Below are 13,751 nucleotides of genomic sequence, written 5' to 3'. Positions count from 1 at the left end.
AGTGAAGTGCTCAGGATACGAAACTGTTGAACAAAGGTCGGGGGTATTCTTATCCCTCACCGAACGCCCTCTTGCGATAGGTAATCGTGTATTGCGGAGTTTCGATCGTCTCGGTCGTCTTGTCTGGCTTGATTGCAACAACCGCCTTTTCCTGCTTCTTGAGCATATCGCCTAGGCCTGCCAGTGATTTTCTCGTCGGCGATGTTTCGTCTGTCATTTCTATCCCTTTGCGATTGATGCTGCCGGTTTGCGGCATACCCTATGTCTTTATAGACTAAACATTCGACCTCTTCGAGCGTCGACGCCTGCCGATCTTGACAATGATGGACCAACCACCCATTTGCGGCCCACCACCCGTATAGACGGCCTGCATTGTCGATCTTCCAAGCTTCGACGAGCGTTTGCTGCCCTTGCTGTTTCGCGCAATTAGGTTGCAACTGCCACCAAACTCTGACGGGTCTGACCGCATAGGATCGCGACGATCCTATGTTGTGGATGCGGATGGTTCTGGTGGCAGTTGAGTTGAAGCGGAAGTGAACCGAGATCGGCAGCAAGATCGAGGAGCTGCGGGCGCAGGTCGTATCGGTGGAACGACAGCGGGTGGGCGATCGGTTGTTGTCGATCGGGAATGCCCAGTCTGATCGACACTTGCTATATATTCAAATGCTAGTATATTAGCATTAAATCTTAGTTTTGACCGTTAGGTGATAATATGCTCGCATTTACCATGTCGTCGCCGGTGGAGGTCATTCGAGGCTTGGCGGAAAGAATGAAACGCCGGCGGATCGAGTACGGAGTCACCCAGAGGGAATTGGCGGCAAGATCGAATGTCTCGTATGGATCGCTGAGGCTATTTGAAGAAAGTGGGAAAATCTCCCTCGAGAGCCTCGTGAAAATTGCCTTCGCCCTTGAGGCCGAGTCTGAGTTCGACCACTTGTTTCCAAGTCGGCCGCCGCAGAATATCGATGATGTCGTCGATCGTCCTCCTAAGCAGCGGGTGCGCAGGAAATGAAGTTCAAACCAATCCAGCAGGTGAGTGTTTATCTGGATATCGAGGGAAGCGAGAAGAAGCTCGGCACCCTCGCGTGGAGTGGCAAGGAACGGAGAAGTTACTTCGAGTATTCGGCAGAGTTTCTCGCAGCGCCCCTCTTGGTTTCACCATTCCACATGATGGCCGCCACCGGATTGATTGCGGCGCCTCGCGATCCGTTCGACGGTATCCATGGACTATTCAACGACAGCCTGCCTGATGGTTGGGGTCGCCTATTGCTGGACCGTCGTCTCCAACGAGCGGGCATCGACTATACTCAGCTCACTCCCATCGACCGTCTCTCGGCGGTCGGTGGAACAGGAATGGGCGCGCTGACATACGTTCCTGATTTGCTGGACGATCAGAAACAACCGACCAACGCTGACCTCGATTGGTTCGCTGATCAGGTGGAGTTGGTACAGTCGGAAATGGACGTCGCTGACATCGATAGCTTGCAGGGTGCGCAAGGTGGATCTGCGGGTTCACGGCCAAAGATTATGATCGGCTTCAACAAGGCCCTGAATACCTGCGTTCTGGACTACGGCCAGCCGTTGGATCCCGGGTTTGAAAGATGGATGGTCAAAGCTCCCAGTTCTGACGATCCGCGGGAGATCGGCGTCGAAGAAAAAGCCTATGCCCTCATGGCGGTGGCTGCAGGGTTGGAGATGGCCGACACCGGCCTATTCGACACCCGGAAGGGAAGACGGCTTTTCGCGACGAAACGTTTTGACAGGACACCTGCCGGCAGGCTCCACATGCATACGGCAGGCGGTTTGTTGAATGCCAGCCATCGTGAGGCCTCTCTGAACTATGAGCAACTGCACAAGCTTACCCATATGATGACCCGCGACGCCGCGGAAGTCCTCAAGATGTTCCGAAACATGGTGTTCAATGTCCATGCCAAGAATCGCGACGACCATGCGAAGAACCACGCATTCCTTATGGACGGAAACGGCCGTTGGTCTTTGGCACCTGCTTACGATCTTACATTTTCGTCCGGACCAGGGGGAGAGCACAGCGCGGCAATAGCTGGGGAAGGTAGAGCCCCTGGCATGTCTCATCTCTTGGCGGTCTCCAGAGGGGCTTCGATCTCGGATTACGACGCCAAGGATGTTATAGAGCAGGTGCGAACGGCCGTAGCCCGGTGGCCGCAGTTTGCTGAGAAAGTGGGACTATCCAAGTCCCGAACTGCTGAACTCGACAATTTCTTGAACGCGGCCGGCTCAGACACTTCGCGTGCACTACGATCGGAATGACGATAGCATTTCCAGGCCAACACGAGCAGCAAAAACCGTAAACGATGATGATGCGGGTGGTTTCAGCCCAAAGCGTTGAATTCCAGCTATTAGTTGGTGGAAGTTGCTACCTGATCGCGCTGTTTCGTCTCCTTAGCGCAATGTTGCACGCGCCTCAGTGTGAGGATTGACGCCCTTTTCGCGACCTAATTCGTCGATTTATGGCGAGCGCATCGGCTGGAGGAGGGACGATAGATACCGCAAGGACTACAATAGCCGCCGACCAAGCGCATAGACCACATGGATAAAAAATGGAAATCGCATTCTACAAAGACTACGTCGTCGATCTGAAAAAGCAGATCGACGATCTGCGCCAGAACCCCGACGCGTTTCAGGTCTATGATCTGCAGATGGAAATCCTGCTCAGGAAGGTTCAGATCAGTTATGCCCTCTCCAGGCACAAAGGCCAGAATGACAGCCTGTTTTATATGAACGATACGGTGAACGGGAAGCGCAGTCAGCTCAAGGAGGATGCCGCCCTTGGCGTGTTCGAGCATTTCTTTGCTCTGGGTCAATTCCTGGCTGTGGCGGGCGAAGCGACCGACCTCAGCGAAGGCGAGTTCACAAATCTCCTGACTGTCGATTGGACATATCCTGTTTGTGCCGTGGGTTTTTCCTGCCGCCGGAAGGGCCAGCCAGCGGCGCGGTCGATGAAGATGCTTTTCATCGGCCTCAACAACGACGAAGATGCGACCACATATGTCCGCACAATCGGGCAGGCTGGATTCATCGTCGGCCATCGACCCCTTGCGACCCGCCAACTCTGGGAATGGAAATGATGATCGACGCTACTCGACAACAGCAGCCGGGCGCACCCCTGCCGACAAGTGCCACCGACGATCTGCGCATTCTTGAAATCACGCCTTTGAGTTCGCCCGCGCGCGTCATCGAAGACGTTCCATGTTCATCGGCCGCTGTCGCGACAGTCGCCGGCGCGCGCGACGCAGTGCACCAAATTCTTTTCGGGCAGGACGACCGGCTGATCGTGGTTGTCGGGCCGTGCTCGATCCATGATCCAGTTGCAGCACGGGATTACGCAGCACGTCTGAACGAGCAACGCAGCCGACATGCGTCCGATCTCGAAATCATTATGCGTGTCTATTTTGAGAAACCCCGAACCACGGTCGGTTGGAAGGGGCTGATTAATGACCCACATCTCGACGGAAGTTTCAAAATCGAGGAAGGTTTGCGGATCGCGCGGCAATTGCTCGTGGACATCAACGACCAGGGACTGCCGGCTGGCTGCGAACTGCTTGATACAATCACCCCACAATACATCGCCGACCTCGTCAGTTGGGGCGCGATCGGCGCGCGGACGACCGAAAGCCAGGTCCACCGTGAACTGGCGTCGGGAATGTCTTGCCCGATCGGCTTCAAGAACGGCACGACTGGGGATGTGAAAATTGCGCTCGATGCAATCACGGCAGCATCGCAACCCCACCATTTTCCCGCGGTGACAAAGGATGGGCGCGCAGCGATAGCGTCGACCTCGGGAAACAAGGATTGCCACCTGATCCTGCGGGGAGGGAAGGTTCCAAACTTCGATGCGGAGAGTGTCGCGGCGGCGGCGGCGGAATCGCTGAAAGCAGGACTACCCCCTCGTATCATGATCGATGCCAGCCACGCCAATAGCGGAAAGAATCCGGACAACCAGCCCGCAGTCATTGCCGCAATAGCAAAGCAGATTGCCGCGGACGATTGGCGCATCATAGGCACGATGCTGGAGAGCAATATTGTCGGCGGCCGGCAAAATTTAGACCCAGGGCACGAGCTTACCTATGGGCAGAGCATCACCGACGGCTGTATCGACTGGTCGACCACCGTAAAAGTGTTGGAAGTGCTGGCACAATCGGTGAGATCCCGGCGAGATAGCAGGATCGGACAGCGATGAAGATGCGGCCGTTGCATCGGTCAAAACCTGCCTCCGGAAGCTCCTCAGGCTTTTGCCCAAGCGACCGTCGACATTAATGGCACGGATAGCATTCTCCTGCACCTCGGGTAAACTCCGCCCGAGGTGCAGGAGAAATTCGTTGCAATATCAACGCGGTGTAACGTCGAAGCCGAACCACTTGTCCGAGAGGGCCTTGATCGTGCCGTCTGCCTTGGCGGATGCGATTGCGTCGTTGAACATGGTCTTCAGTTCTGTGTCGCCTTTTCGCAGGCCGACGGAGCTACCGCGGCCCAGAAGGCCACCTTGGAAGCGTGGACCGGTCAAGACCATATCCTCGTTGCCAGGTTTGGCGGCGGCAGTCGAGAGATAGGCAGTCGATGCCATGATGAGGTCGACACGGCCGGCCTTGAGGTCGAGGTCGTGTTGCTCCGTGGTCTTGTATTCCTGGATGATTGCGATGCCCTTCAGGTATTTGTCGAGGAATGCGGCCGCTATCGATGAGCCCTGGACGCCGATTGTCTTGCCCTGCAACATTGGCGCCAGCTTCTTCACGGCATCGACCGCGCCTGCTTCATTGCTAGCCAGCGAAAAGACCTCGCCTTTCAGCGGCAGTTGCGCGACATCACCTGATTTCAGGGTCGCGAAGGTCTGACCGGTCGTCCCATAGGAATCGCTGAACGCGATGACTTCCTCGCGCTTCGGCGTTGCCGACATGCCGGAGATGATCGCATCGAACTTGCCGGCATTGAGGGCAGGGATCATGCCGTCAAAGGATTGTACGACGGTGGTGCATTCCACCTTCATGTGGGCGCAGAGATATTTAATGAGATCGATTTCGTATCCGTCGAGCGTGCCGTCAGCCTTGGTGAAGTTCCAAGGGCGGAATTCGCCTTCGGTGGCGATGGTGACATGCGTCCATTTCTTGTCGTCGGCATGGGCCGCTCCGGAGGCGAAGACGAGCGTCAGGAGCCAGAGTAGCTTCAGGAATGCGGTCAGATGTTTCATTCGGTTGTCCCCTTGTTGCTTATGAAGTACTGATTATTTCGCGATGAACTGGCGGAAGCGCTCGGATCTCGAGTTGGCGAACACGTCCTGCGGTCTACCGTCTTCCTCGACGACGCCCTGATGCAGAAACATCACCCGGTTCGAGACATCGCGCGCAAAACCCATTTCGTGGGTGACGACCAGCATCGTGCGTCCCTCTTCAGCCAGCGCCCGCATGACGCGCAGTACTTCCCCCACCAGTTCCGGGTCGAGCGCCGAGGTCGGCTCGTCGAACAGCATCACCTGCGGCCGCATCGCCAGCGCGCGGGCGATCGCGGCGCGCTGCTGCTGGCCGCCGGACAAATGCGCGGGATAATGATTGCGTTTCTCGGCTATTCCAACCTTGGCAAGCAGCGCTTCCGCCTCCTCGATGCATTCCGCGCGCGGTCGACGCTGGACGTGAATGGGGGCTTCGATGATGTTTTCGAGCACGGTCTTGTGAGTCCACAGATTGAAGCTCTGGAACACCATGCTGAGGCTGGCGCGGATGCGGTCCACCTGGCGGCGGTCCGCGGTCCGGCTGTCATTCGCGGCCGACTGCATGCGGATTGTTTCGCCTGCAACCGAGACCTCGCCAGCATCGGGGGTTTCGAGCAGATTGATGCAGCGCAGCAAGGTCGACTTGCCAGAGCCTGACGAACCGAGGATCGAAATGACGTCGCCCTGTCTGGCGTCGAGCGATATGCCCTTCAGGACCTTGATGGATCCGAAGCTCTTGTGCAGATTTTTCACGCTGAGCGCTGTCCGGGCAGGCGAAATCAGGACGTTCAAGAGGCATCTCCTTCGGTGATCGCCAAAAGCTCTTGTGGCGGTTGGCGCAGATGCGGGCTCAGCCAATATTCGACGAGCTGGACAAGGCGCGTGAGCAGGAAGTTGATCGCGAGATAGATGGCGCCGGCGACGATGAAGACCTCGATGGCGCGATAGGTTTCCGAAATGATCTTCGCGGCGACGCCGGTGATTTCCATCAATGTGATGATCGAGGCGAGCGATGTCGCCTTGACCATCGAGATCATCTCATTGCCATAGCCCGGCAAGGCCTGGCGGATCGCGAGCGGCAGGACGATGCGGCGAAACAGCATGAAGCGGGACATGCCAGCCGAGCGGGCAGCCTCGACCTGCCCGTGCGGCACCGACATCAGGCCTCCACGAACGATCTCGCTCGCATAGGCCGCGGTGTTCAGCGTCAGCGCGAGAACTGCACACCAATAGGGCTGGCGAAATATCGGCCAGAACAGGCTATGTCTCACAGCCGGAAACTGGCTGAGGCCATAGTAGATCAGGAATATCTGCACCAGCAGTGGTGTGCCGCGAAAGACGAAGACATAGAAGCGGGCAATCCAGTCGAGAACGGCGATGCCCGAAAGGCGCGATAGTGCCAGAAGCAGTGCCAGGAAGGCGCCGAGGATTGTCGAGGTCGCGGCGAGCGAAAGCGTCAGCGGAACAGCCGCAGCCAGGCTCCAAAAGGTTTCCTTGGTAAATTCCCAGTCCATCATCCCCTCCTGACACCGCGGTTGAAGTGGCGCTCGGCCCGGCGCAGGATACCGCCCGATATGCTGGAGATTGCGAGATAGATCACGGCGGCGATCAGGTAGAACTCGAAGGGCAGCCCGGTCGACCCGGCACCGACCTGCGCCTGGCGCAGTAGCTCGGCGACGCCGGTGATCGAAACGAGGGCGGACTCCTTCAAGACCACTTGCCAAACATTGCCAAGGCCCGGAAGCGCGTGGCGAAGCGTGAGTGGCGCGACGATGCGGCGGAAACGCAGCCATCGGGGCATGCCGCACGCGATGGCCGCCTCGATCTCGCCGGGATGAACTGCCCTGAAGGCGCCCCGAAAGACTTCGGTATGTTGCGCGCCAGAGGTGATCCCGACTGCAAGCGAACCCGCAAGAAAGCCGGGAAATCCGATGAAGCCTTCCGCGCCGAAGAGCCGCCCGATCGATGTGACTGCGGCGCTTCCGCCGAAGTAAAGCAGGTAGATTACCAGGAGATCCGGGATACCGCGCAAAACAGTCGTATAGGCATCCGCAGCGACACGAAGCGTTTGGCCGCCGGAGAGCTTGGCCCAGGCACCCAGCGTCCCGATGATGCCGCCGATCAGATAGCCGGAGACGGCGATCAGGATTGTCATCCACGCGCCAGCCAGCAGGGCGCGTGCCCAGCCCTCGGGCCCAAAGCTTAGAAGGTCGAGAAGTCCGGGTTGGCTCATTTTGCGGCCGATCGGCGGCAACGGGAAGCGGTGGTTGGAAATCGCATGTCGTATATCCTGCGTTCGGAAAAATCCTGTTGTTCGGATACCGTCGTCAATTCGTCTCGAAGTTCGGCGTCAGGTCGAGCTTGCTCCACTTTTCCGAGAGCGATTTGATGACGCCAGCCTTCGCGCTGTCTCTGATTGCCGCGTCGAATTTCGCCTTGAGATCGGTCTCGCCCTTACGCATGCCGATGGCGACCTCCGTTGCCAGCATCGCGCCTTTCATCAGCGGACCGGACATTTGCAGATCCTCGTTGCCCGGCTTGGCGAGCGCCGTCGTCGCATAGACGCCGCTGTCGAAACCGGCGTCGATCCGCCCGGCCTTCAGGTCGAGATCGCGGGCAGCGGAATTCTGATAGGAGCGGACAGCGACATTGGTGCCATAGTAGGCGTTGATCAGCTGTTCCTGGCTGGTCGACTGGACGACGCCGACAGTCTTGCCCTTCAGCTCTCCGCCAATCTTCGCCATGACCGGATCGGCTGCTGATTTGTCATTGAGGTTCAGCCGCTCGCCTGTGTTCGGCAGATCCGCAACAGTGCCACCCTGCAGCAATAGGAAGCTCGCGACGCCGCTGGCGTATGGGACGGTGAAATCGACCACCTGCTTGCGCTTTTCGTTGATTCCGAGGGTCATGATCAGATCATATTTGCCGGCATTGAGGCCGGGGATCATGCCCGACCAGTCGCCGGCGATCAGCTCGCAGTCGACCTTGGCACGAGCGCAGAGGTCGTTGATGAGGTCGACATCGAGACCCGCGAGCTTGCCGCTTGGATCCATCAGGTTCCAGGGCGGGAAGGCGCCTTCGATACCAACCTTGACATGGGTCCAGTCCTTGGCGCTGGCGGCGACGGGCGCGAAAGCGAGTGCTGCGGCAATCACTGTCAGAAATAGCTTGTTGTTGGTCATCGCTTCATTCCCCTGTGGTGTCGCATCGCTGGCGGCGGATTGAATAGGGCGTTGTCCGCCCTTTTTGGGTTGATCTAGTCGAGGGCTGCCTTCAGTGCAGCGTTTGCCTCTCTGAGCGCGTGCGCAACGCGATTGCGCGTCTGTCGTGCGTGCACCGTGTAGAAGGCGAGGTCAGGCGAACTCGCCGGTAGCCTCGCCAATTCCCACATGCCAGCGAGCGACGGCCAGGGGAGGTGCGGCAAAGCCGGATCGTGATGGAAGCGTTCCCCGCTTGTATAGTTGAGTGGGACTAACCATCGGGATGCTCGCATAAGAGCCGCATTGACGCGATCGGCTGCGTCCCCCGAAAGGGTCGCAGAGGCGCCCTGCACCGAGATTGACAGCTGTTCAAGCTCCTTGGTCGCGGCCGTGAGCTTAGCGATGTCCAACCGACCGGCCAACTGTTCGGTCAGCTTCACGAGTTGATCACCAAGCGCTAGGGCGTATGCGGCGTAGTCGTATGGCAGGATGGGCGCGGTCAGCAGACGCTGCAGCACGCGGAGGACGATGCTGGTGTCGCGCGTCAGATTTTCAGGCTCGATGTGGTCGATCGTGTCATGCGACGTGTGCCACCACCAGCCAAGCGCGGTCAGCATCTTCACAGGCGACGGCGGCTGGTGGCTGAGGCTGCCGAACATCGAAGGAATGCCGACACCCCAAAAGGATTGATCGGCAGCGCGTCCGTGGCGCCGGCCGGCATGCTTCTGCCCCGATACGGTTTCGATCGCCTCGGCAGCCACCGATTTCAGCTCGTCGATGACAGCTGAGTTGGTGAGGACCGTAGCACCTTCTGCACCGGTGGAATCGACGTTGACATGCGCAACGCAACGCCTGTCGAGCTCGTCGAAATATTCATCCGCGTACCACGCCGAGCCGGAATAACGGCCGTGGGAGTGGCCTGACCAGAAGCAGACGCGCAAGCCCCGCTTCCATTCGGATCTCTGCGCGGCTAGCAGCCTTGCGGCCTCGAGCATGGTCGCGTTCGCGCCACCATTGTCCATGACGCCATAGTGCCAGGTGTCGTGATGGCCGGAGAACATGACGAAAGGCGCGCCGTCAGCACCGGCTTCTGGTCCGAGATCAGCGACAAGCAGCGGCGTCTTCCTCCAGCCGGTATCCACCTCGGCTTCCATCCTCGCCTGGACCACGTCACCTGATGTCAACCGACGGCGCAACCGCTTGCCGTCATCGCGGGAGATCGTGGAGATGACCGTCTTGGGAAGCTGCGCGCGTGTGTGTTGCGACGGGCTGCCCCAGACCGGCGACACGCACATTTCGTAGAGATGTTCAGTCGGGCTGATGTGCAGCTGCCCAAGCGCGCCGGCGGCGCTCGCAAGTGCTGCGACTTCTTCCGTCGCTATGCCGTCAACCACAACGATCTTGCCGGCGACATCCAGCCGGGAAAACTCCTCTTTGGTGCCTTCGCCGACATAAACGAGTGCAGCCTCCAACCCGTCGGCCGGGGTGGACACCGACATGGAATGGGTGATGCATCGCAGGGAAACGCCGTCTACCTCGACCTTGGCCCGGCCAGGAAGGCTTATGAACGCGTCATGGAAGAGAAGCTCCGTGCGGTAGCCGTAGGACCACATCTGCGATCGCAGATACTGGAAGCTTTCAAGCTCCTCCGGCGTACCGGACAGCTTAACCCGCTTGGCGAATTCGTGGATGTGGGCCATCAACCGGTCTGTGTCGGGCAGGACTTGGCCAGCTTCAATCATGGCGTTTCCCAGGAAGTGGAGGCTCGACATCGTCCGGGATTGGGTTGACGAAGGGCACTCCATCGAGGCGAGCCTCATGGTCTGCCTTGGCCGCCTCGATGAGGGCGGGCTTGCAGATCAAGTCGATGGCGGTGCTTGCCATGACCTTTGCCGCGTGCTCCATGCCTTTGTGCGCGGCCGGCAGTTTTCCCTGCGCGACCAACTGCCAGGAATGGCCCGGTGTGCCGATCGCGTAGGTAGCGCCACGCATCTGCACCGTCGGAACAACCCAGCTGACAGTGCCGACGTCGGTTGAGCCGACCAACGTGCCGTCCCCGGCGTTGAGAGGAAAGATCGTGTCGCAGAGGCTCTGCCCTTTTTTCGGGGTCAATCCAAAACGGCCATAGGAGGCGGCGATATCCTCCCTGGAGTAAGTCTCCTGGAACTTCGCCGCGATCTCATGGTCGGCCCTGTCGAAGGACGGTGGCCCGAGATGCTCCAGATGGGCGAACATGAGTTCTTCGAGCGGAACGTTGCCGATCAGATTTGCGTCGCCGCTGACGATTTCGCTGCGGACAGTGGTTTCGGTCATCAGTGCCGCGCCCTCGGCAACCTTCTTGACCCGCGCAACAAGGCTCAGTAGCTCGGGCAGGGTACGAGCCCGCACCAGATAGCGCACGGTTGCACGGGCCTGCACGACATTGGGCGCTGCACCGCCGGCGTCGGTGATGGCATAGTGGACACGCGCCGTCGATGGCATGTGTTCGCGCATGTAATTGACGCCGACGTTCATCAATTCGACAGCATCGAGCGCACTACGACCGAGGTGCGGCGTGGCCGAAGCGTGCGATGCCCGACCGCTGAAATGGAAATTCAGCTCGTTGCAGGCAAGCGAAATCGGGTTGTTGACGCCGGCAAAGGCCGCGGGATGCCACGAAATGGCGATGTCGACATCGTCGAAAACGCCGGCCCGAACCATGAATCCCTTGGAGGAGCCGCCTTCCTCGGCCGGGCAACCGTAGTAGCGAACGCGCCCCTTGAGGCCATTCGCCGCCAGGTAATCCTTGACGGCTGCGGCGGCCAACATCGAACCGGAACCGAGAAGATTATGTCCGCAGCCATGTCCGTTTCCGCCGGCGACAACCGGACGCTCCTCGGCAACGCCTGCTTGCTGGCTAAGGCCCGGCAAGGCGTCGAACTCTCCGAGGATCGCAATCACCGGGCCACCCTCGCCGGCCTCGCCCATGACCGCCGTGGGCAAGCCGGCGACGTTGCGCTGAACTTTGAACCCCTGCTGCTCAAGCAGAGAGGCATGTTCGGACGAAGAGCGGAACTCCTCGTAGTTTGTCTCGGGCATGTCCCAGATGCGATCGCTAAGCTCGAAAAAGGTTTCGCGCTTAGCGTCGATGATATCCCAGATAGCCGTTGAGTTTTTCATGGTGTTTAAGGATCGCCTGCGCTACATAGTTACCAAAATTGGCGCCAATTTAAGATACAAAAATCGATTGCGCAATATATGGGCATGGATATTTTTTGCGCATGGCGATTTGAGTTTCGCGGCTGCCAATTGAGTACAGAATCGAAACTGGTCATGGTATCGATCGCTTTGTTCGGGGGAGAAGATTGTGAGTGACGTTCAGGAGCGAACTGCCGAGACAAATGAAATCGCGGTCACACGCGACGTGACCGACTTCATTCTCCAGGACATTCTGACCGGCGCGCTACCGCCGGGGACCTGGCTGAAGCAGGTGGACCTCGAACGCCGTTACGGCTGCACGAGACCGGAAGTGCGCCGCGCGCTTGATCGCCTGTCACAGAAGCGCCTTGTCGAACATGTGCCGAACCGCGGTTATCATGTCTTCGAGCCGGACGGTCGGCGGGCGCAGGAAGTCAGCGACATACGCGTCATTTTGGAAACGGCCGTCGCCGACACGATCATTTCGCGGGCTTCAGCCGAGAGCATCACCCGACTGCGCAGGCTTGCCCGCCATTTCGATGAAATGACGCTGACGGGTACCGTTCTCGAACTCTACGAGGCCAATCTCGCGTTCCATCGGGAGCTCTTGACGCTCGGTGGAAACCAGGAGCTCGTCGACCTTGTCACCGAGATCCGTCAGCGAACCTCGTCCGCACCGGTTTCGCAATGGCGCACACGCGCCCGTATCGAGCAATCGGGCCGCGAGCATCACATGATGATCGATGCGATTGAGAAACGCTCTCCCGCCGACTTCAAGCGGCTCGTCGAACTTCACATCCGGCAGCCGTGAGTGTGCTTCGGCAAGACAGAGTTCAAGCGGGCGAACTGCGCTGCGGTGTTGATCGGGTAAATAGTGCTGAGTGCCTGAGGGAAATTGCCGAGCATCCATTGTACGACGAGATCATATTCCCCCGCAGAGCAAGCGGGCGTCGTTGCAAAGGGAAGGAGCCGTCGTGACAGTGGACAGCAGGCGGGTGCGCGATGACAACTCTGCTCCGGCATCAAATGCGCAGTAGCGGCAGTAGTTGATCGCCCTGGCGCTTGAGTTCCGAAAGATAGGGAGTGTCGGAGAGCACGAAGTGCCTGATGCCGAGATCCTCGTACCTGCGTAGCGAACGGGCAACATCCGCAGCTGAGCCGACCAGCCATGTCGTACCGGCCCCACCACCGCCGAATTTGCCTGGCGCGGTGTAGAGGTTTTCATCGAGCACATCGCCGTGCCTGTGCAGATCCAGCAGCCGTCGCTGACCGACCGCGACTGCCTGACGATGATCGTTCCAGCCTTCGCCGTTGCGTCTAGCCATCTGCGCGACTTTTATCTCGGCATCGGCCCAGGCCTGCTCAGTGGTGTTGCGCACCAACGTGGTGATCCGCAGACCGAACTCCAACGGAGGGTGGTCGCGGTCCAGTTTCACGCTCAGGATTTTAAGCCGCTCGATCCGCTCGCGGAGGCCGTCCAGTGGTTCGCCCCAGAAGAGCTGGACGTCGGCCTCGGTGGCGGACACCTGTTCCGCCGCCTCCGAGGCGCCGCCGAAATAAAGCTTCGGATGCAGGCGGTCGCCGCGCGCCTGAATGCGCGGGATGACGGTTGATCCGACCACACCGAAGTGCTCGCCGGCAAAAGAAACGTTCTCCTCTACCCACAACCTGCGCACCAGCCGCATGAACTCCTTGGTCCGGGCATAGCGATGTGCTTGATCTCCCTCGCTGTCGCCATAGGCAGACAGGTTGTCCTGGCCGGAAACGATGTTTATCCGCACACGTCCCCCGGTCAATTGATCCAGCGTCGCCGCTGCTGTAGCGAGATTTGCCGGCTGCCAATAGCCTGGGCGAATTGCGATGAGGGGCTCGAAAGCAATGGTTTGGGCGGCGAGGCAGGCGGCGACGGTGAATGTGTCGGGGCGGCCCCAGCCGGTCCCAATCAGCGCGCCGTTCCATCCGTGGTCTTCCAGCGCCTTCGCCTGGGCCGTCAGCGCCTGCAAGCTGTTATGGTTTTCACCGGCGGTATCGCCTCGGTGGCCGGACTTTACATCGTTTGGGATATACCAAAGAAATTCGGAGTTTCTGCTCAAGAGCCGTAAGCCTCGTGGGATGTCTGGCGGCCCTGGCTGCCG

General features: G+C 59.1%; 14 protein-coding genes. 5 read left to right on the top strand and 9 right to left on the bottom strand.

The window, feature by feature from the left end:
• Positions 1–49 precede the first annotated feature (49 nt).
• Positions 50–217 carry a hypothetical protein gene (locus tag CPY51_RS32470; RefSeq protein ID WP_154677719.1) on the bottom strand — a complete coding sequence of 56 codons (168 nt, stop codon included), beginning with the start codon at positions 215–217 and terminating at the stop codon, positions 50–52.
• A 495-nt stretch (positions 218–712) separates the two neighbouring features.
• Between CPY51_RS32470 and CPY51_RS06740 the strand changes: the two genes are divergently transcribed.
• The 4 genes from CPY51_RS06740 (at position 713) to CPY51_RS06725 (ending at position 4,216) form a co-directional block, all read left to right on the top strand.
• Positions 713–1,012 (top strand): helix-turn-helix domain-containing protein, encoded by a 300-nt coding sequence (locus CPY51_RS06740; protein ID WP_244598497.1) that lies wholly within the window; start codon positions 713–715, stop codon positions 1,010–1,012.
• Positions 1,009–2,286 (top strand): type II toxin-antitoxin system HipA family toxin, encoded by a 1,278-nt coding sequence (locus CPY51_RS06735; RefSeq protein WP_111159518.1) that lies wholly within the window; start codon positions 1,009–1,011, stop codon positions 2,284–2,286. Before CPY51_RS06740 ends, CPY51_RS06735 begins: the two co-directional genes overlap by 4 nt.
• Before the next feature lie 290 nt (positions 2,287–2,576).
• Positions 2,577–3,104 (top strand): hypothetical protein, encoded by a 528-nt coding sequence (locus tag CPY51_RS06730; protein WP_111159517.1) that lies wholly within the window; start codon positions 2,577–2,579, stop codon positions 3,102–3,104.
• On the top strand, positions 3,104–4,216 hold the full coding sequence (locus CPY51_RS06725; protein ID WP_111159516.1) for a 3-deoxy-7-phosphoheptulonate synthase: 1,113 nt from the start codon (positions 3,104–3,106) through the stop codon (positions 4,214–4,216). The genes CPY51_RS06730 and CPY51_RS06725 overlap by 1 nt, the downstream gene beginning before the upstream one ends.
• Positions 4,217–4,363: 147 nt before the next feature.
• Here the strand turns inward: CPY51_RS06725 and CPY51_RS06720 are convergent, their stop codons facing one another.
• The 7 genes from CPY51_RS06720 to CPY51_RS06690 form a co-directional block, all read right to left on the bottom strand.
• Complete coding sequence (locus tag CPY51_RS06720) at positions 4,364–5,221, bottom strand: transporter substrate-binding domain-containing protein (protein WP_111159515.1); 858 nt, start codon at positions 5,219–5,221, stop codon at positions 4,364–4,366.
• A 33-nt stretch (positions 5,222–5,254) separates the two neighbouring features.
• Complete coding sequence (locus tag CPY51_RS06715; RefSeq protein ID WP_244598508.1) at positions 5,255–6,022, bottom strand: ABC transporter ATP-binding protein; 768 nt, start codon at positions 6,020–6,022, stop codon at positions 5,255–5,257.
• A gap of 5 nt (positions 6,023–6,027) precedes the next feature.
• The gene (locus CPY51_RS06710) at positions 6,028–6,753 is read right to left on the bottom strand and encodes an ABC transporter permease (RefSeq protein WP_111159513.1); all 726 of its coding nucleotides are present in this window, start codon (positions 6,751–6,753) and stop codon (positions 6,028–6,030) included.
• A complete protein-coding gene (locus CPY51_RS06705; protein ID WP_111159600.1) occupies positions 6,753–7,472 on the bottom strand; it encodes an ABC transporter permease in 720 nt (239 codons plus the stop codon). Before CPY51_RS06705 ends, CPY51_RS06710 begins: the two co-directional genes overlap by 1 nt.
• Before the next feature lie 94 nt (positions 7,473–7,566).
• Complete coding sequence (locus tag CPY51_RS06700; protein ID WP_111159512.1) at positions 7,567–8,421, bottom strand: transporter substrate-binding domain-containing protein; 855 nt, start codon at positions 8,419–8,421, stop codon at positions 7,567–7,569.
• 74 nt (positions 8,422–8,495) lie between these two features.
• Positions 8,496–10,181, bottom strand: a complete 1,686-nt coding sequence (locus CPY51_RS06695) for a M28 family peptidase (RefSeq protein ID WP_111159511.1) — start codon at positions 10,179–10,181, stop codon at positions 8,496–8,498.
• Entirely contained in the window at positions 10,174–11,598 is a 1,425-nt protein-coding gene (locus tag CPY51_RS06690; RefSeq protein ID WP_111159510.1) for a M20 family metallopeptidase, read from the bottom strand. The genes CPY51_RS06695 and CPY51_RS06690 overlap by 8 nt, the downstream gene beginning before the upstream one ends.
• Positions 11,599–11,785: 187 nt before the next feature.
• On the opposite strand from CPY51_RS06690, the gene CPY51_RS06685 reads away from it, so the two are divergent.
• Positions 11,786–12,427 (top strand): GntR family transcriptional regulator, encoded by a 642-nt coding sequence (locus CPY51_RS06685; RefSeq protein WP_111159509.1) that lies wholly within the window; start codon positions 11,786–11,788, stop codon positions 12,425–12,427.
• Between the two features lie 211 nt (positions 12,428–12,638).
• Here the strand turns inward: CPY51_RS06685 and CPY51_RS06680 are convergent, their stop codons facing one another.
• A complete protein-coding gene (locus CPY51_RS06680; protein ID WP_111159508.1) occupies positions 12,639–13,709 on the bottom strand; it encodes an LLM class flavin-dependent oxidoreductase in 1,071 nt (356 codons plus the stop codon).
• Positions 13,710–13,751: the final 42 nt, after the last annotated feature.

The sequence above is a fragment of the Arminella tubonensis genome, assembly GCF_003240585.1.
Lineage (GTDB): Bacteria > Pseudomonadota > Alphaproteobacteria > Rhizobiales > Rhizobiaceae > Rhizobium > Rhizobium tubonense.
Note: the sequence above shows the minus strand (reverse complement) of the source record. Positions and strands in the feature narration are given on the sequence as shown.

Excerpts from the sequence above, each read along its gene's own strand:
- CPY51_RS32470 (WP_154677719.1), bottom strand. The coding sequence starts at position 217 with ATGACAGACGAAACATCGCCGACGAGAAAATCACTGGCAGGCCTAGGC.
- CPY51_RS06740 (WP_244598497.1), top strand. The coding sequence starts at position 713 with ATGCTCGCATTTACCATGTCGTCGCCGGTGGAGGTCATTCGAGGCTTG.
- CPY51_RS06735 (WP_111159518.1), top strand. The coding sequence starts at position 1,009 with ATGAAGTTCAAACCAATCCAGCAGGTGAGTGTTTATCTGGATATCGAG.
- CPY51_RS06730 (WP_111159517.1), top strand. The coding sequence starts at position 2,577 with ATGGAAATCGCATTCTACAAAGACTACGTCGTCGATCTGAAAAAGCAG.
- CPY51_RS06725 (WP_111159516.1), top strand. The coding sequence starts at position 3,104 with ATGATCGACGCTACTCGACAACAGCAGCCGGGCGCACCCCTGCCGACA.
- CPY51_RS06720 (WP_111159515.1), bottom strand. The coding sequence starts at position 5,221 with ATGAAACATCTGACCGCATTCCTGAAGCTACTCTGGCTCCTGACGCTC.
- CPY51_RS06710 (WP_111159513.1), bottom strand. The coding sequence starts at position 6,753 with ATGGACTGGGAATTTACCAAGGAAACCTTTTGGAGCCTGGCTGCGGCT.
- CPY51_RS06705 (WP_111159600.1), bottom strand. The coding sequence starts at position 7,472 with ATGAGCCAACCCGGACTTCTCGACCTTCTAAGCTTTGGGCCCGAGGGC.
- CPY51_RS06700 (WP_111159512.1), bottom strand. The coding sequence starts at position 8,421 with ATGACCAACAACAAGCTATTTCTGACAGTGATTGCCGCAGCACTCGCT.
- CPY51_RS06695 (WP_111159511.1), bottom strand. The coding sequence starts at position 10,181 with ATGATTGAAGCTGGCCAAGTCCTGCCCGACACAGACCGGTTGATGGCC.
- CPY51_RS06690 (WP_111159510.1), bottom strand. The coding sequence starts at position 11,598 with ATGAAAAACTCAACGGCTATCTGGGATATCATCGACGCTAAGCGCGAA.